The following is a 17,732-nucleotide window of genomic DNA, read 5'->3' as shown; positions in this document are numbered from 1 at the left end:
CCGTGCGCGGCCTTTCGCGTGAGGGGCGAAGCGGACGTGCGGCGCGCGCGAGCGGACCGCACGCCGTCGTCAACTTTTCTTGCGGGCGCGCCCTTTTTTGGCGGCCGGCTTCGATGCCGTGCGCTTTTTGGCAGCCTGACCGCGCGCCGCACGCGCCGCCTTGACGGCCGGCGATTGGCTGGGCGCCGCCTTCTTGTGCCGCCCGCCTTCGGGCGAAGCCAGCGAACGCACACGCGGCCCGCCACCGGGTTCGGCCACCGAACGCTCGGCCTGCGCCGCACGCGCCTGACCTGGCGCTTTGGCGAGCGTGTCGCGCACGAGCCGGAAGTCGATTTTGCGTGCATCGAGATCGACACGGCTCACCTGAACGCGCACACGATCGGACAACCGATAGCGGATACCCGTGCGCTCGCCGCGCAGCTCGTTCTTGATCTCGTCGTACTGGAAGTAGTCGGCGCCCAGCTCCGTCACGTGCACGAGCCCCTCGACGAACAGCGAATCGAGCTGCACGAAGATGCCGAACGACGTCACGCCGCTGACCATCCCTCCGTACTCCTCACCGAGCTTGTCGCGCATGAAATAGCACTTGAGCCACGTCTCGACGTCGCGCGAGGCTTCGTCGGCACGTCGTTCGTTGGACGAGCAATGCAGGCCCAACTCTTCCCAGATCGCCGTGTTGGCTCGCCCGCCCACTCGCGGGTTCTTCTGCTCGTCGGCTTGCTGCAACGCGCGCGCGCGCGGCGACAATGCCGTATTGAGCACCACGCCGTTCGCCGGCTCCGGACGGTACTTCTGGCCCGAGAGGATCGCGTAGATCGCGCGATGCGTGAGCAGGTCGGGATAGCGGCGGATCGGGCTCGTGAAATGCGCGTATGCCTCGTAGGCGAGCCCGAAGTGGCCGATGTTGTCGGGACTGTAGACGGCCTGCTGCATCGAGCGCAGCAGCATCGTCTGCAGCATCTGCGCGTCGGGCCGGTCGCGGATCTGCGTCATGATCTCGGCGTAGTCGCTCGCGTGCGGCGTGTCGCCGCCGCCCAGCGACAGGCCCATGCCGCGCAGGAACGTGCGCAGGTTCTCGAGCCGCTCGGCCGTAGGCCCCGCGTGCACGCGGTACAGGCCCGGATGCTTGTTGCGCTTCATGAAGTCGGCCGCGCAGACGTTCGCGGCCAGCATGCATTCTTCGATGAGCTTGTGGGCGTCGTTGCGTTGGCGCGGCAGGATCTGCTCGATCTTGCCCTGTGCGTTGCAGACGATATACGTCTCGGTCGTGTCGAAATCGATGGCACCGCGCGTTTGCCGGGCGGCGAACAGCGCCTTGTACACGCCGTAGAGGTTCTGCAACTGCGGCAGCAACGCGGCGCGGCGCGCAGCCTCGGGGCCCTTCGTGTTGGCGAGCACCGCGGCCACTTCGGTATAGGTGAGCCGCGCGGCCGAATGCATGACGCCCGGATAGAACTGATAGGCCTTGATCTCGCCGCGCGCCGTGATGACCATGTCGCACACGAGCACGCAACGGTCGACCTCGGGATTGAGCGAGCACAGCCCGTTCGACAGCTTCTCGGGCAGCATCGGGATCACGCGGCGCGGGAAGTAGACCGACGTGCTGCGCTCGATCGCATCGGCGTCGAGCCCCGTCCCGGGTTTGACGTAGTGCGAAACGTCGGCGATCGCGACGAGCAGGCGGAAGCCTTCGCTACGCCCGATCTTCATCGGCTCGCAGTAGACGGCGTCGTCGAAGTCGCGCGCGTCCTCGCCGTCGATCGTGACGAGCGGCACGTCGCGCAGGTCCACGCGCTGGCGAAGGTCGGCTGCACGCACTTCGTCGGGCAGCTTGGCTGCATCGCCGAGCGCCGCATCGCTGAACTCGTGCGGCACGCCGTACTTACGCACGGCGATTTCGATCTCCATGCCGGGATCGTCGATGTCGCCGAGCACCTCGACCACGCGCCCGAGCGGCTGCGAGTGGCGGCTCGGAAAATCGGTCAGCTCGACGACGACGACCTGCTCGGCCCTGGCCTTCTTCACGTTCTGCGTGACGAGGATGTCGTGGGCGATGCGCTTGTCCTCGGGCGCGACGATGAGCGCGCCGTTTTCATTAAGCAGCCGGCCGATCACGCGCTTGTTCGCGCGCTCCGTGACCTCGACGATGTGCCCTTCGGGACGTCCGCGGCGGTCATAGCCGACGATGCGGGCCAGCACCCGATCGTTGTGCATGACCTTCTGCATTTCGGCGTTCGGCAGGAAGAGGTCGTCTTGCCCGTCGTCGCGAATGATGAAGCCGTAGCCATCGCGATGGCCTTGCACACGGCCTGCGACGAAGTTGGACGGGTGAGTCAGCTGATAGTAGCCGCGTTTATCGAGCCGGAGCTGGCCGTCGCGCTCCATGGCACCGAGGCGCTTGAAGAAACCTTCGCGCTCCTGGCGCTTGATCGACAAGGTCTCGGCAATGTCGTTCGCCGTCAACGGCGCTTCACTCGTGCGCAGCACGCCAAGAATCTCTTCGCGGCTGGGGATAGGGTACGGGTATTTGCTCAAAGGGCGCTTGTCGATGATTGTTCTCAATGCTTCGGGACACGGCGATGCGCGCCATTCTATCACCCGCTTTTTGCCGCACGAGCGCGTGCGGCAAGGCCGTGCGGCCTTCGAGACATGCCGTGTGGCGCTTCGATCGCCGGCGCATCGAAATGCTTGACAGCAATTTTCAGACAGCTATAATCTCATTCTTTGCTGCACGCACACCTGCCCAGGTGGCGGAATTGGTAGACGCACTAGTTTCAGGTACTAGCGGGTAACTCCGTGGAGGTTCGAGTCCTCTCCTGGGCACCAGATTCGAAGGCCGGCATGAGCCGGCCTTTTTCGTTATCGGGTGAGCGTGACGGCAAGCGAGTTGGTTGTCGGCGCGATGTTTCAAGTAGGATTGACATATTGAGCCGACTCGCTAGAATAGCGGTCTAGCTCGAAAGAGCCCAGGTGGCGGAATTGGTAGACGCACTAGTTTCAGGTACTAGCGGGTAACTCCGTGGAGGTTCGAGTCCTCTCCTGGGCACCAAGATTCGGAAAAGGTCAGCGCAAGCTGACCTTTTTTCATTTCCGGCTCGGGAAGAAGCAAGGTGCCGGCTCACTTTAAAAGCCTGCCTGTCGCTCGCATTTTTGCGCCCTCGCCCGTCCGTCATGGACACGGCAAATCGACACACGGGGCAATCCTTACGCAATTAAGGGATTCCCCTTACTCCATTTTCGTTCATCGCGTCCGTAATACCGTCTAACCGGGTTATCGCCCAGGGAGTCGGCACGGCGTCAAAAATTCCGCCCCACCCCGGAAGCGCTGGCCTCTCTCGATCATCGAGCAGCATAGACATACGGGGTATCGGATGCGGTCACATCGATCGTCAAGCTTCGCACCTATGGCCGCATTCTGGTCCGAAGGGAGAACACGGCGCACGCTAGCGCGCAACGATGGGATCGCTCGTCATCGGGGAGAGGCGCGCTCGTGAAACCGCTCTCCAGTCGCCGCAAGTACGGCATCCATCGGTTCGGCCGGAACTACAGGTCCTGGTCGAAGCTGTTGTCCGTGCTGCTCGCTGCGCTTGCCGCCCGCGGCGAGCTCATTCGGCCCGTCTTCGCCCAGTCCACCTGCCCGTCCTCGTGCGCGAGCTTGACCGTCAACAGCGGGCAAACGCAAGCGGTCAATGCGACCGGCACGGCCACTTCCACGACACTCAACGGCGGGAAGCAAACAGTCAATTCGGGCGGCACAGCAATCAGCACCATAGTCAACAGTGCCGGGCCGGGCACCGGAGGCGGCCAATTCGTTGCGGGCGGTACAGCCACCAGCACCACGATCAACTATGGCGGCACTCAGGAAATCGACGCCGGATCGGCTACCGTCACGACGGTCAATAACGGCGGCGCTCAACGGATAGTCAGCGGCACGGTCACCAGCACGACGATCAACAGCGCCGGCTTTGGATTCATATTCGGCGGCACGCTCACCAGCGTCACAATCAACAACGGCGGCTACCAGGCAATCAGCGGCGGATCGGTCACGAGCAGTGTCATAAGCGGCTTCGCTGCCGCGCAGTATGTCAACAGCGGCGGGTCGGCGACCCAGACCACGATCAACGGGGGCGTTCAGGTCATCTCCGGGGGCACGGCGGTGAATACCGTCCTCAGCGGCTCCACCGCCGTGCAGAACATAGTGGCGGGCTCGGCTGTCAGCACGACCCTCACCAGAGGGACCACGCAGATGGTCGCTGGCGGCACCGCAACGAGCACGATCGTCTCCAGCGGCGGCGCACAGACCATCTCATCCGGCGGCCTCGCTTCCGGTACCACCGTGAGCAATGGCGGCGCCCAATACGTCTCCTCCGGTGGCCGCGCTTCTGGCACCACCGTTAGCAGCGGCGGCATGCAAAGCGTCTCCTCGGGTGGCTCGGCCGTCAGCACGACCGTCCTCGGTGCCGGCGCGCAATCGGTCTATGCAGGCGGCGTCGCTTCCGGCACAACGGTGAGCAGCGGCGGCACTCAATCCGTCTTCTCCGGTGGCCTCGACTCCGGCACCACCGTTAGTAGCGGCGGCGTGCAAAGCGTCTCCTCGGGCGGCTCGGCCATCAGCGCGACCATCCTCGGCACCGGCACGCAATCGGTCTATGCAGGCGGCGTCGCCTCCGGCACCACCATTAGCAACGGCGGTGTACAAAGCGTGTCCTCGGGTGGTTCGGCCATCGGCACGACTGTCCTCGGCGCCGGCACACAATCGGTCTATACGGGAGGCGTTGCCTCTGGCACCACCATTAGCAACGGCGGCGTACAAAGCGTCTCCTCGGGTGGTTCAGCCATCAGCACGACTGTCCTCGGCACCGGCATGCAATCGGTCTACACAGGAGGCGTTGCCTCGAGCACAACGGTCAGCAGCGGCGGCGCCCAATCCATCTTCTCCGGCGGCGTTGCCTCCGGCACCACCATTAGCAACGGCGGCGTACAAAGCGTCTCCTCGGGTGGTTCAGCCATCGGCACGGCTGTCCTCGGCACCGGCACGCAATCGGTCTATGCAGGTGGCGTAGCCTCCGGCACAACGGTCAGCAGCGGCGGCACTCAATCCATCTTCTCCGGCGGCCTCGCCTCCGGCACCCTCTTCGGCAACGGCGGCATTCAATCCATCCTCTCCGGTGGCCTCGCCTCCGGCACCGCCGTTGGCAACGGCGGTGTGCAAAGCGTGTCCTCGGGCGGTTCGGCCATCAGCACGACGATCCTCGGCACCGGCACGCAATCAATCTATGCGGGTGGCGTAGCCTCCGGCACCACCGTTAGCAGTGGCGGCGTACAAAGCGTCTCTTCAGGCGGTTCGGCCATCAGCACGACGATCCTCGGCACCGGTGCGCAATCGGTCTATGCAGGAGGCGTTGCCTCGAGCACAACGGTCAGCAGCGGCGGCACCCAATCCATCTTCTCCGGCGGCCTCGACGCCGGCACCACCATTAGCAACGGCGGCGCACAAAGCGTCTCCTCGGGCGGCTCCGCCATCGGCGCGACCGTCCTCGGTGCCGGCGTGCAATCGGTCTATGCAGGCGGCGTCACCTCCGGCACAACGGTCAGCAGCGGCGGCACCCAATCCCTCTTCTCTGGTGGGCTCGCTTCAGGCACCACCATTAGCAACGGCGGTGTACAAAACGTCTCCTCGGGCGGCTCCGCCATCGGCGCGACCCTCCTCGGTGCCGGCGTGCAATCGGTCTATGCGGGCGGCGTCACCTCCGGCACAACGGTCGGCAGCGGCGGCACCCAATATGTCTCCTCAGGCGGCATCGCAAACGCCACGACGCTCAGCTACGGCGCCAACCAGTTCGTGAGCAGCGGCGGTCTGACGATCGGAACCACGGTCAATTCGGGCGGCGTGCAGACTGTGAACAACGGCGGCCTCGTTTCAGGCACCGTCGTCTCGAGCGGTGGTACGCAGAATGTCGCATCGGGCGGCACCGCCGTTGGCACGGTCGTGTCGAGCGGCGGAACCCAAATGGTCTCGAGCGGCGGCATCATGCAGGACACCGCAGTGCGTCAAGGCGGTACGGTCGTCAACAACGGCAGGCTCGTCTTCGCTCAGACCGTCACCTCGACCTTCGTCGGCACGCTCACGGGCAGCGGCACGGTGCTGCAACAAGGTGCCGGCACGACAGTCCTCGCAGGCGACAACCACGCGTTCGCCGGGACGACGACGGTGACGTCGGGCAAGCTGATCGTCGGCGAGTTGGGCGATGACAGCGCCTCGCTTGGCGGCAACGTCGCCGTTGCCGCAGCGGGCACGCTACGCGGACACGGCTCGATCGGCGGCGACGTCGTCAACGACGGAACCGTGATGCCAGGCGGCACCATCGGTACGCTGACCATCAGCGGCAACTATGCTCAGAACGCGGGCGCCGCGCTCGTCATCGAAGTCAGCCCCACGTCGGGCTCGCAACTGAAGGTGAACGGCACGGCCAGGCTCGGCGGCACGATGCAAGTGCTCTACGACCCCGGCAGCTATTCGGCGCGCAGCTACGCGATCCTCACCGCGAACGCGATCAGCGGCCAATTCAGCTCGCTATCGGCCACGACCTCGACAGGTGCCAATCTGAATGGGCTGACTCAGTCGCTCAGCTATGGCGCCACTGAAGTTGATCTGCTGCTCGCGCAAAGCGCGACCTCGACCATCACGACGACGATCGCGCCAATCAATACCAGCATCTACACCGCGCTCGGCTCGACCGCAGCGCTGGGCACGCGGGCGTTCGATACCGCCCTGCTCCAGCGCCGCGCCGCCGCGCCTGCGACGGCCCGCGCTGGCGCGCACGACGGGACCTGGGCAACGCTCACGGAAGGTTACGCGCGCGCGGACGGCAACGGCGCGGCTTCGTCGTTCGGCGCGCATCGCTCAGGCTTCACCGCCGGCTTCGATCATCGCAGCGACCGTGCGCTCGTCGGTGGCGCGATCGGCTACGAGCACGACGAGATCGGTGAAAGCACGACGCCGGACAACGGCAGACTCGACGCCATACGCCTCGCCGCCTATGGCAGCCGCATGCTCGGTCCTATCGAGGCATCGGCCGTGTTCGACTACGGCTTCGACTGGGCAAACGAAAAGCGGCCGTTCGGCGCCGGCTCGAACAGCACGCCCGAAGGCAGCCATTGGCTGCAAGAGCTGAGCGGCACGGCGCAGGCCGGTCTGCCGCTCGAGCTCTGGCGCAATACGGTCTTGGAGCCGCGCGCAGGTCTGCATTGGGCCTGGCTGCACGGACAGGGATTCACCGAGTCAGGCGGCGGCGGACAGAATCTTGCGGTCGGTGCCGATACGGTGCACAGCGCGCAGCCCTACTTCGGGCTCACGCTCATGCACGCGTTCGGTACGGCGGACAAGCCTGTGAACGTGCATCTGGACCTGGACTACGCGCTCGAATTGGCGAATCGCACGCGTACGCTGACGGTCTTCGCCCAAGACGGCACCGCATTCTCTGCGCCCGGCGCACCGCTCGCGCGCGAGATCGTGTCGCTCAGTACAGGCGTGCTCGCACAGATCAGCCCGTCATGGTCCGTTTCGGCCGACGCCGCAACGCAATTCCGTACGGGCTCGATGCTCCATATGCAGGTGTACTACCGGTTCTAACGAGCACCGACGGCAAGACCATCGCACGAACGCCTGCACTATCGCTGTTGCTGCAACTGCCCGAAGCCGGGAAGGCGCCTCACCGCCGCCTTCACTTGCTCGGGCGTAATGAGCCTCGTGCATTCGAACTGTCGAGGCGTGTCCTTATGGCGCGGACACCAAAAGAAGTCCTGATGGTCGAAGCGCAGTCGGACGTCGTTCCAGCAACTGTTGCAGGCGTGATAGTTGATGACGCGAAACGGTGTCGAAAACTCGTTGGTCTCATGAGTGAAGCCGCTGATGAGCACCGTGGGCGTGCCTGCGGCCCAGGCTAGCCACGAAAGACCGCTCGACAGGCCGATGAAGAAGCTCGCGTGACGCAGCCACCGCGCGCGTTCCTGCAGCGGCCGGTCGCCCGTCTGATCCTCGGCGCCGTAGGGAATGTGATTCCAGACGAAACCGACCCCGTGCGTCGGCTTCTGGTCGATGCATACCACGCGGTAGCCGTGCTCCTTGAGAAAGGCGACGATCTCGCGCCAGCCGGTCGGGTGGTTCCAGTACTTCGCCTGCGTAGAACTTTGCACGGCGATCACGACGTAGGGCTCCTCGAGCGGCCGACTCTCGTCGGCAAGCGCGAGGCGCGGGGGCTCCTCCGCGGGATCGACGCCGAGGATGTACCCCACCGTCCGGTGCAGCCCGACAAGCCGAAAATCGCAGGGTTGCCACACACACTCGGCATCGTCGAAGAACAGACCCAAGTTGTAGGTCGCGTAGTAGCGCTCGGGGCGCACCTGCTCAGGCGTGATGAATTCGATCTGCGGATAGGCCGCGGCAAATAGCGCAATGAGCTTCTCCGACATCGCGCATGTAAGGCGGCAGCCATGCTTGCGCTGGAACTTCACGGCATAGGGAAGCCAACCGACGATGTCGCCGATCGTGCCTACCGGGAATTGAATCAAGACCGGCTTGTCGTCGGCACAGAAGTGATGGATGAACGCGGGCTGCGCCGCCGGCCCGGCATCGCGACGCCAAATCTCGATGGAAAAGCGCACGTAGTACTTCTTCGTGCTCAGTACGAGGCCTGCCTCCAGCTCCGTCTCGAACAGCACGTTGTCGGTATCGGCATCGCGCAACCGCACGCGCCAGCCGCCTTCCGGCAGCGTGACACGGCAACCGTCGTTGAAGTCGAAGCGGATTCCGTTCGGACCCGACTGCGTGGCAACGGGTGCCGGCGGTGGGAAAGCAGGCTTTGGCGGCTCAGTGCCAGACCCGGATGCGAGCGGCACGGGGGACATGGCTGACGTATCTTGCGGGCTGGAAACCGGCTCCGCCGGCGAAACAGGTTGAGAGAGCTGAGTAGCGAGCATCGCCTGACGTGTGAAAGAAGAGGCCTGAGCCGGAGTAGGAGATGGATTATCCGCGATTCGGCGTGGAACATTCCATCGGGGATGCGCCAGTTGTCCGTTGCTGTATATCGGCCCCCATGCTGCCGGCTTGAGTGGGCGTCTCGGCAACAAGCTTCGGAAAAGGTCCGCGCCATGAAAAACACCCCAAAGGTTGGATCGGCGTCCGACTTTTGGGGTGTGGTTCAAGCACCGTCACGCTTCCGTGATCGGAGAAGACGGTCTTTATTGGTGTTGACGCTGCAGGTACTGCTTGACGTCGCCCATCGTGACTCGTCCGCTGTGTGTCGTGTCGATTTCGTCGAAGTGCTTGGCGATATAGCCAAGCCCGTTCGTTTGGGCTTGTGTCTTCGTGATCGCAGCGCCGTTACTGAGCACCGTGTTCGCGCCGAGACGCGCTTCAAGCCGCTGCTGCGCCTGCTGGGCCAGGTCGTTGCCGGTCGTCGGCATCGATGCAGCCACACGCGCATGCGGGAAGTACGGGCCGTCGACCCCACCTGCGCGATTCGGCAGTTGGGCTGGCGCGACCGATTGAAGCGTCGCCGCCTGGACGCCGCCAGCCAGCACGCTCAATACGATCCAAGGAGAAAGTCGTCGCAGCATATCGATTAGTGACATGATCCGCTCGCTATAAAAGGTAGCCGAAAAAAACCGCAATCGCCTGTTACTTCGCCGTGGCCTGTGCCGTCAGCGTCGGCGTACCCGCCGGGCTTTCGTCGCTCCACGGCGGCGGCAGCATCCACAATCCGAGCGCACCGGGTGCCTGCTGTCCGGCGTAGAAGTCACGCAGATCCGACTTCATCTTCGGGCGCGCATTGTCGTCGAGATAGATCATGTGGCCGCCCGGATAGAACGTCACTTGCAGATTCGGATTGAACCCGGACACCGTCTGCAGGCGCGCAAGCTGCTTCTCGGTGTTGAAGAACGGCGTGGCGAGATCGTGGTAGCCATTCAACGCCAGCACCTTCAGCTGCGGATTGATCTCGATCGCCGCCAGCAGATCGGGAATCGTGTCGGGCAGCGGCTGGCCCGCATGCGAGAAGTTCCAGACGTTGATGATGTTGCCATTCAACGGCAGGTACGTCGCGTTCGGCGCCGTGTAGCCGAGATACGTCGGCATCTGCGTCGCGAGGGCCGTCGTGAACGGCTGCGAAATCAGGATGTCCGAGGGGTCGCCATCGGCTTGCAGACGCGGATCGCTGTTGGGCAAAGACACGCGTCCGTCGTAGCGGCCGATCGTCGTACCCGGCAGTAGCTCGCTGCCGAACGGGTTGACGTTGAAGTAGCCGTTGAGCGCTTGGAACGACAAACCCGACGCCCACGTCCAGGAAGCCAGCGTCGGTGCAGTCGGGAAGACCGGCGGCCCCAGGAACGTCGGCACGCCGAGCTGGCTCAGCACCCACGACTGCGCGTAGTTCTGGAACTCGTTATAGTGCGTCGCGGTAAAGAGCTCCGACTGGAACGCAAACAGTGCCGGGTCGGCCTGCGCAGGCACGGATAGTTGGTTGAAGTAGGCCGCTACCGCCGCGTAGCCGGGGTAATAGCCGCTCAGCGTATCGGTGTCGAGCTTGAGCGCATCCATATCGATCGTATTGCCGCTCAGGATCGCGACGGCTTCGACCGCATCGGCGAAATAGTTCAGGATCGACGACTGCAGCATGATCCCCGTCAGGTGCACGCCCGACGATTCGAGCGCGAGCGCGAGCATGTTCGTACGCGGCGTACCGTACGATTCGCCGTACAGATAGAGCGGCGAATTGGTGCGGTTGTTCGCCGCGATATAGCGACGGATGAAGTCGCGCATGACGTTCACGTCGGGATCGCTGCCCCAGAACTTCTGGTTCGTATTCGGCGCGATCGCTTCCGAGAGCCCCGTGCCGGGCGGGTCGATGAAGACCATGTCGGTCGTATCGATGAGGCTCTGCACGTTGTTCACGAGCGGGAAGTTCGGCCAATTCGTCATCAGCGGATCGGGCGTGGCCACACGCGTCGGCGCAAACGAGCCCAGACGCAGCCAAATCGACGACGAGCCGGGGCCGCCGTTGTAGAAGAACGTGACGGGACGAGGCTTACCATCCTTGCTCGGCACCGTATAAGCGACGTACGACATCGTCGCTTCCGCGTTGCCGCCCGGGTCGGCCGCCGTCAAGTGGCCCATGGTCGTCGTGTAGTGGATCGTCTTGTTGCCCGACGTCCAATCGTGATGCATAACGGCCGCGTTTTCCGTCACCTGCGTCGGATCGAGGCTGTCGCCCGCATTCATCGAATAGGCGATCGGATCCGTATAAGGCGAATCGGCCGAGGCTTGCTGCTGACTGGCGGCCTGAGATTGCGCGGCCGCAACTTGCTGGGCGTTCGCGCTCGCCGCCGTCGACGAGCCGCCGTCGCCGCCACCGCAGCCGGCGAGCGCCAGCACGGCCACCGCGATTGCACCGAGCCCGAGTCCGCCGCCACGGCGACGCTCGAGGCCTGGGATACCACTCCTATCTCGCTTCTTCATTTTTGTCCTTGGTGGTTGAGTTGCCGCTTCTCGATGACCGCCCCGTTCGTGACGCACCGTTTTTTCGGCGCGCAATACCCGGCGGCGGCCGACATTCAGCCCTCTTCTCGATTACGACCAAGAGCCTGACTATCAAACCGGACGAATTAATACTGCGTGATGCGAAACGTCTGTAGAGCGCTTTTACTACAGGATTTCGGAGGGCGATGTAGATATGCCGACAGATCGGCGTTAGGAAATTATGCGCGAACGCGTGGCTTGTCAAGACGCAGTGCGGCTAAGCTCCACCGGGCGCGGGCGTGAGGTTCGGCGCACTACGCATGCTCGTAGGGAATTCTTGAATTGCCGTTTATTTGCGCTTCAAATAGCACACTCATCGGAAAGAGTAAGGTATTAGCCGATGAAAATATAAAGGTCGTTCCTTCCGAATTTAACTACATCCGCCATGGTAGACTGCATGGTCAGTTATCCCAAGATGGTATCGACCAATTAACCCATTGACGCCAAGGAGCAGTGCTCGTGCCGAAGCAAATCTTTGTCAATCTGCCTGTGAGCGATCTGAAGAAAGCGACCGCGTTCTACACCGCGATCGGTGCAACCCTCAATCCGCAGTTCAGCGACGACACGGCCTCGTGCATGGTCCTTTCGGACAGCATCTTCGTCATGCTCCTGACGCATGCCAAGTGGGCGACCTTCACGAAGAAGCCGATCGTCGACGCTCACCGTGAGAGCGAAGTGATGCTGGCGCTCTCGGCTGAAGACAGGAACGCCGTGGACCAGATCACCGATGCAGCCGGTGCCAACGGCGGCAAGGTGGACGTCAACCCAAAGCAGGATTTTGGCTTCATGTATGGCCGTAGCTTTGAGGATGTCGACGGGCATATCTGGGAATGCATGTTCGTGGACATGTCCCAAATGCCCCAGGGCTGAGCGCCTGGGCACCAGGATTCGGAAAAGGCCAGCGCAAGCTGGCCTTTTTCACTTCTAGTTCACTTCCAGCCCAGGAAGCAAAGTGCCTGCGCACGTTGCACGGTCTGAATCAGGGCGCCAGAAGCAGGACAATGGTCTGACTAGGTGAAACGCCCGAGCCGATCGTATTGCTGTTGTTTTGCTGCGTCTGGTCAGTCATTCGGGTCGCGGGCATAGCGGCAAGCAATACTGACTCTACCCCCTGAGCATTCAGGCTCGTTCCCGACACCGTGCCCGATGCCACACCGCCCATCGCCCCGCCACTGTCGCCGCGGGATGACGGAGTAATCGTCGCGACATTATGAGTTGGGCCGCCTCCCGTCAGTACGTTGGGGACATTCGGTAAGGCGCTTGCCCGCTCAGCCCTGTTTGGGTAGGAAACAGGCACCCCCACCGGAGGGGTCAGATTGACGCTCGAGGCAGAGTTGGTGCCGCTCGCGCTTGAATTCGCAAACATCGACGCTTCCTCCTAACCGAGGTGTATTTGCCCGGCATCGATCTTCGACAGATGCTCGGCCGTCAGCACGGTATTCTTCGCGTGCAGACGCATGTTTCCGCTCGCTGCGTGATCGATATGCGAGGCGCGCAGGTGTTCGACCGTTTCTACCGAACGGAAGCTGCTTCGGCACGACTGTGCGATGTGATCCATCACCATCTCCAACACCTTGCCGATCACTCGAACCTTCCCAAGCCGGCCGCGTAATTCCGTGCTGGTCAGCGTCGTTCTATCGGACGACAACGACGCGTCGAGCGACGACATCGTGAGTTGCTTCGTCTCGATCGACAATTGCTTGTGACTCGTCAGGCACAGAGCGTCGCCACTCTTCAGATAAACGTTTTGCGTCGCATCCAGCACAAGGTCGCCACGCACCCGAATGTACACGCCGTCCGCGTTCGAGCGCTCCAGGATCGAAGTCACATAAACGGCTCGCCGATCTACGCTGGAGATAACGACACGGTCGCCGATCCGAGGCTCGACCAGACAACTGAAGGCGCGCCGGCAACGCAGCTTCGCTCCTTCGCATGCGACGACGAATACATCGTCGGGCAGTACGTCCACGACGTCGGCCACCTTCTCTCGCGTGGCGAGCGGAGAAAAAGTGGGCGATTCCGCTACCGTTGAATTCATTTTCGTCCTCTATTTAGGATGCCTTAATGGTCGTCACGATGGCTGCTCTCGTCCCTTTGCCGTGACCACGCTTGCGCTTCCGACAATTCCGGATCGCACTCTACTGCGCCGGGATGCTCGCGCCATGCGATGTCGGGTTCGATGGCACCATGAAACGCGGTCCGCGCGAAGCTGGCTCCGTCAAATTCGGCTTCCGTCAAATCCGCGTAAGAAAAATCCACGCCCTCCAGGCTCGTCTGCGAAAAACGCGATCCATTGCATCGCGTGCGTTGAAGCACGGCCCCGTTCAACTTCGATCCAGTGAAGTCGACATTCCGAATGTCGGCCTGAACCCAGATGCTGTCGGGCAACGCGGCATGACGGCAGTTGACGTCATGTGCGTCGGTCTCGAAGAAAATCGCGTAAGGCGCATCGACTCCGTCCAGTCGTGCCCCCGACAGCTTTGCCCCCTGGAAATTGCAGCGCGCAAGGTTCGCCGCAGTGAAGTCGACGTTGCGCAGATCCGCGCCGGCAAACTGACAGCGGAACATCTGTTGACCTCGCAACCGCTGGCCGACGAGACTGGCTTCGGCAAAGACGGCGTCGTTGAACGTCGCTTCAAGGAAGATCGTCTCTTTCAGATCGAGCCGATAGAAGACCGCCTTGTGCACGATGGCGCGCGTGAAATCAGCACGTTCCAGCCGCGTTTCGCTAAAGACCGAGGATTCGATTCGCGCGTCATGAAACCTGCACGCGCTCAAGTCGCACTTCACGCAGTTGAAGCCGTTCGCGTGCGCCCCACAAAAATCCGCACCAACGGCATGCGTCGAACTCATCGTGCATCCGTGCAGAAGGCTTTCCGAGAGGCAAACATCGTCAAGGTGGCACTTTTCGAAGATGCACTTCGATAAATCCGCCTGCAGCATGTCGACGCCGCGAAACCGGCATTCGTTGAACACGACATCACCGAGCTGCACGCGCCGCATGGAGACATCCATGAACTGCACGTGCGCGAACACACCGCCGGAGAAGTCATGCCCATCCAGGTTTTCCGAATCGATCACGATGTCTTTGATGACTCGGCCCTGACGGATAGCCTCGGAGATCTGCTCCGCGCACGTGCTCATGGGCGGGCCTGCGCCAGCGGAAACCGCATCGCCTTGTCGACGTACGCCTCTTCCCATCGGGTATCGGCGTCGGCCAGAATTTCCGACAGATTGGCGCGAAACAGATTGGCTCGGCGCAGGTCGGCACCGTTCAGTGTCGCGCCCCGCAAGTACGCGGCCAAGAGGTCGGTGTCCCGAAGATCGGCTCCAGTGAAATCGGCCCGCACGAAGAAGCTCCCCTCCACCTTCGCGCCGCGAAAATGGGCAGCCTGCAAGCAGGCATCGGTGAAATCGCAACTGGCGATGCGCGCTCGGCTGAAATCCGCGTCTCGAAGATTCGTTTCGCGGAAATTGACTTCCTTCAGCGATGCCGACGAAAAATCGGCGCGCCCCATGTCGCAGTGCCGGACGAAGCATGCCTTCACCAGATTCGCGTGGTCGAAACGAAGCTGCCCGGGGGCCTGCGCCTCGACGATCCCGAATCCCTCGATATTGGCTGCCGAAAACCGTACGGCGACGAGCGAGCAGTTCAGCAGCAGCATCTTGCGGATCGTCGCCCCCGAGAAGTCCACCTCCTCGAAGGATTGATCGATGAAGATCAAGTTGCTCAGCGTTGCCCGACTGAAATCGGTCGCCTTGAATCCGCAATCGCCGAAGCGGGTATTCGCAAGGGTGGCACCGGTCAATCTGCAATTTCGTAGCTGCACACGCTCAACGATGCAATCGCTGAGGTCGGCACCGGTGAAGTCCGTGTGGTCGCAATCGGCCAGCGAGAGGTTGGCACCCGTCAAATCCGAATGGCAGAACTTCGTCTGCCTCAGGGTCGCACGTGCCAATACGGTACGGCTCAAATCCGTATCCGCCAGATCGGTGCCGCTCAGGTCGGCGTTTTCGAACATGGCGCCGGCGAACCGCGCGCCGCGCAGATCCATCGCGGACAGATCCGCGCCGGTCAGATCGATGCCCTCCAGCGATCGTCCTGCAGCGACGGCCGCTGCGACGAATGTGCGGCGTGACCGCGAAGCGGCCTCGTCCAGGCGTAGAGGCGCGTCTTGGTGTTGCACCGATTGCAGATACAGCTTGCGCAGACCCTCATCCGCATCGCGCTTCATCTTCTGCATATCTAATTGATCGGCCGATGCCGTGCTCTCGCGCGCGACATCATCATCCGCTGCGGCGATACCGGCAGGCGGGCCACGCCGCCCTCCTGCACATGCCTCGCGATGGGCCGCCAGATCCCGCTGCATTTGTTCCAGACCAGCACGCTGCTCGGCGGCCGCCGCTTCGTGGCGTTCGACGAACTCGACCAGTTGATCGAGACGGGGTGCCGCTACGAGGGCGGCATTCGGAAAAACGCTCAATTGGTCCTGCAGCAATCGTTGCCTCGCACTTTGCGAAACGGCCCCGGACCTGGCGGGAAGATCAGGCGAAAAACAGCCTTCGGGCAAGAGATCCTGATCTCGCAGCGCATAGAGCGCCTTCTTCTCATGTCGTGTGCGCCGCTCGATCACCTCGCGATACCATTCGGCCGGCCTCGGCTGCCCACTCGAATCCGCACCGAACAGCAACGTTTGGACGTCGCTCGCATCGAACGCCCGGACGACCGTCACGCCGTGATAGATCATCACCACCCGTTCGCGGTGTGGGATGAACCAGGCGGTGGTCAGCCGCATCGGAATTTCTTCGGGCGCCTCGCTGCCCTTGCGCACGATGAAGGTTCTCGCGCGCAGCGCGGGCAGGCGTCCGCTCAGCAATGCGTGTTCGGGATGCAGATGCATCAGCTCGTAGGCGACCCCATCCGGGAATTCGGAAAGCGCGACCCATTGCTGATCGGCCGGCGCGATGTTGAAGTAGCGCGGGTCGAGCGTGCGAGGGAAACCCGGAAAGTCCTCTTCCAGCCATTGCCGATCGTGTTCGCCGCACAGGCCCGCGCGCTGCGGCCACTGAGCGTCGATCGGGCAGAAGCCTGCAGGCAGGGGGCGCTCGTCGGGGAAGCGCATTGGACTACTCGCATATTCAACGTTCGGCAGCGGACGCGTGGCACCCTGCGCCGTCTCGGCCCCCCGCCCGCGGGGATTGTCCGCGCAACCCATACCGCCGTAGGCGAATTCCCAGTCGAGCTTCAGTCGCTCGAAAGGCTGCGGCGCCGTGGCACGCGCACCGGCCCATTGACGGTCGCCCGATACCCGCAGCCGTTTTTCCACGCCGGCGATACGGACGCCGACCTCGCATCCCCCTGCGCCCGGCGCGTCGGCATATTTTCCGTACGCATATCCGGAAACGAGAAACTCCGGATGCGCCTTCGGCAATGCCATGTCCAGCGTATACGCGCCCAGTTCGTCGCCGGCCAGATTCCAGAGCTCGGAGTCCGTCAGTAGCTGCGGATTCTCGCCCAGCGTCGCGACCATCAGCGAGGCAACGCCAAGGTGCTCATGCCCATGCATCCGATAGAGGCGAGTCAGCGGACTGATCCTGAATGGTTTGATGGTCTTCATCCTGCACCCTCATGCCCGCAAGCAAGCGTCGATCAAAAAGTTATTCGGAGTCCGACAACGTCTATGTGGTGCTCTTTCTTTGAGACCGTTACCTTGTTGTCTTCAATAAGCGCGCCCACCGTGTCGACTCTCGCTCCGTGCGCGATGACGGAAAATCCCGTCGTATCCACACTCGCCCCGGTCACACCGGTAACGAATCCAGCGAGGTCCGTCCTCGTCCCGTCCAACGAAACGCTGTTCGCGTTCAACGAGAAGTCCGTTCCATTGACTTCCGAATGTGCGTCTCCGCTGGTGACCTTGACGCGGTCCCCAACGATCACGGCCGTGGTGTCGCCAAATACCACGGCCGCAGAGGCGCCTTGCACGGTACTGACGGCGGCGGCGGCGGACGGATTCGTCAGCGCGGCCGCAACACCCTGCAGTGCTGCCGCGACATTCGCGGCGAGCGCCGGGGAGACGCTCGCGCTTTGCGGCCCCGATGCGGCGGGGCTCGACGCAGCAGGACTTGCCGCAGCAGGACTCGCCGCAGCGGGGCTCGA

General features: G+C 62.9%; 10 protein-coding genes, 2 tRNA genes and 1 pseudogene. 4 read left to right on the top strand and 9 right to left on the bottom strand.

Annotation, left to right across the window (positions count from 1 at the left end):
* Positions 1–69: 69 nt before the first annotated feature.
* Entirely contained in the window at positions 70–2,535 is a 2,466-nt protein-coding gene (gene rnr, locus D7S89_RS02080; RefSeq protein ID WP_183085074.1) for a ribonuclease R, read from the bottom strand.
* 206 nt (positions 2,536–2,741) lie between these two features.
* Here rnr and D7S89_RS02075 point away from each other — a divergent pair.
* The 3 genes from D7S89_RS02075 (at position 2,742) to D7S89_RS02065 (ending at position 7,633) form a co-directional block, all read left to right on the top strand.
* Positions 2,742–2,826: transfer RNA gene (locus D7S89_RS02075), tRNA-Leu, on the top strand.
* A 138-nt stretch (positions 2,827–2,964) separates the two neighbouring features.
* A tRNA-Leu gene (locus D7S89_RS02070) sits at positions 2,965–3,049 on the top strand.
* A 441-nt stretch (positions 3,050–3,490) separates the two neighbouring features.
* Positions 3,491–7,633 carry an AIDA repeat-containing protein gene (locus D7S89_RS02065; RefSeq protein WP_121275124.1) on the top strand — a complete coding sequence of 1,381 codons (4,143 nt, stop codon included), beginning with the start codon at positions 3,491–3,493 and terminating at the stop codon, positions 7,631–7,633.
* Positions 7,634–7,671: 38 nt separating this feature from the next.
* On the opposite strand, the gene D7S89_RS02060 is transcribed toward D7S89_RS02065, so the two are convergent.
* The 3 genes from D7S89_RS02060 to D7S89_RS02050 form a co-directional block, all read right to left on the bottom strand.
* Positions 7,672–9,036: an autotransporter strand-loop-strand O-heptosyltransferase gene (locus D7S89_RS02060; protein ID WP_425470730.1), complete on the bottom strand. Its 1,365-nt coding sequence runs from the start codon at positions 9,034–9,036 to the stop codon at positions 7,672–7,674.
* A gap of 204 nt (positions 9,037–9,240) precedes the next feature.
* Entirely contained in the window at positions 9,241–9,633 is a 393-nt protein-coding gene (locus D7S89_RS02055) for a 2-oxoglutarate dehydrogenase (RefSeq protein ID WP_121275120.1), read from the bottom strand.
* Between the two features lie 46 nt (positions 9,634–9,679).
* Positions 9,680–11,515, bottom strand: a complete 1,836-nt coding sequence (locus D7S89_RS02050) for a S10 family serine carboxypeptidase-like protein (protein WP_121275118.1) — start codon at positions 11,513–11,515, stop codon at positions 9,680–9,682.
* A 519-nt stretch (positions 11,516–12,034) separates the two neighbouring features.
* Here D7S89_RS02050 and D7S89_RS02045 point away from each other — a divergent pair.
* Positions 12,035–12,445, top strand: coding sequence for a VOC family protein (locus tag D7S89_RS02045; protein ID WP_121276011.1), 411 nt, complete (start codon positions 12,035–12,037; stop codon positions 12,443–12,445).
* Positions 12,446–12,554: 109 nt separating this feature from the next.
* Here D7S89_RS02045 and D7S89_RS02040 read toward each other — a convergent pair whose 3' ends face one another.
* The 5 genes and pseudogenes from D7S89_RS02040 to D7S89_RS27625 form a co-directional block, all read right to left on the bottom strand.
* Positions 12,555–12,941, bottom strand: a complete 387-nt coding sequence (locus tag D7S89_RS02040; RefSeq protein WP_121275116.1) for a DUF4150 domain-containing protein — start codon at positions 12,939–12,941, stop codon at positions 12,555–12,557.
* Positions 12,942–12,953: 12 nt separating this feature from the next.
* Positions 12,954–13,613 carry a DUF3540 domain-containing protein gene (locus D7S89_RS02035; protein ID WP_121275115.1) on the bottom strand — a complete coding sequence of 220 codons (660 nt, stop codon included), beginning with the start codon at positions 13,611–13,613 and terminating at the stop codon, positions 12,954–12,956.
* Positions 13,614–13,636: 23 nt separating this feature from the next.
* Complete coding sequence (locus D7S89_RS02030) at positions 13,637–14,719, bottom strand: pentapeptide repeat-containing protein (RefSeq protein ID WP_121275113.1); 1,083 nt, start codon at positions 14,717–14,719, stop codon at positions 13,637–13,639.
* A complete protein-coding gene (locus tag D7S89_RS02025) occupies positions 14,716–17,193 on the bottom strand; it encodes a DUF2169 family type VI secretion system accessory protein (RefSeq protein ID WP_121275112.1) in 2,478 nt (825 codons plus the stop codon). Before D7S89_RS02025 ends, D7S89_RS02030 begins: the two co-directional genes overlap by 4 nt.
* 32 nt (positions 17,194–17,225) lie before the next feature.
* Positions 17,226–17,732 (bottom strand): annotated as a pseudogene (locus D7S89_RS27625) (type VI secretion system tip protein VgrG); the annotation flags it as partial.

This window comes from Trinickia fusca, assembly GCF_003628145.1.
Taxonomy (GTDB): Bacteria; Pseudomonadota; Gammaproteobacteria; order Burkholderiales; family Burkholderiaceae; genus Trinickia; species Trinickia fusca.
The sequence above is the reverse complement of the archived record's forward strand: the minus strand, read 5'-3'. Positions and strand labels throughout refer to the sequence as shown.

Excerpts from the sequence above, each read along its gene's own strand:
- D7S89_RS02055 (WP_121275120.1), bottom strand. The coding sequence starts at position 9,633 with ATGTCACTAATCGATATGCTGCGACGACTTTCTCCTTGGATCGTATTG.
- D7S89_RS02050 (WP_121275118.1), bottom strand. The coding sequence starts at position 11,515 with ATGAAGAAGCGAGATAGGAGTGGTATCCCAGGCCTCGAGCGTCGCCGT.
- D7S89_RS02040 (WP_121275116.1), bottom strand. The coding sequence starts at position 12,941 with ATGTTTGCGAATTCAAGCGCGAGCGGCACCAACTCTGCCTCGAGCGTC.
- D7S89_RS02035 (WP_121275115.1), bottom strand. The coding sequence starts at position 13,613 with ATGAATTCAACGGTAGCGGAATCGCCCACTTTTTCTCCGCTCGCCACG.
- D7S89_RS02030 (WP_121275113.1), bottom strand. The coding sequence starts at position 14,719 with ATGAGCACGTGCGCGGAGCAGATCTCCGAGGCTATCCGTCAGGGCCGA.
- D7S89_RS02025 (WP_121275112.1), bottom strand. The coding sequence starts at position 17,193 with ATGAAGACCATCAAACCATTCAGGATCAGTCCGCTGACTCGCCTCTAT.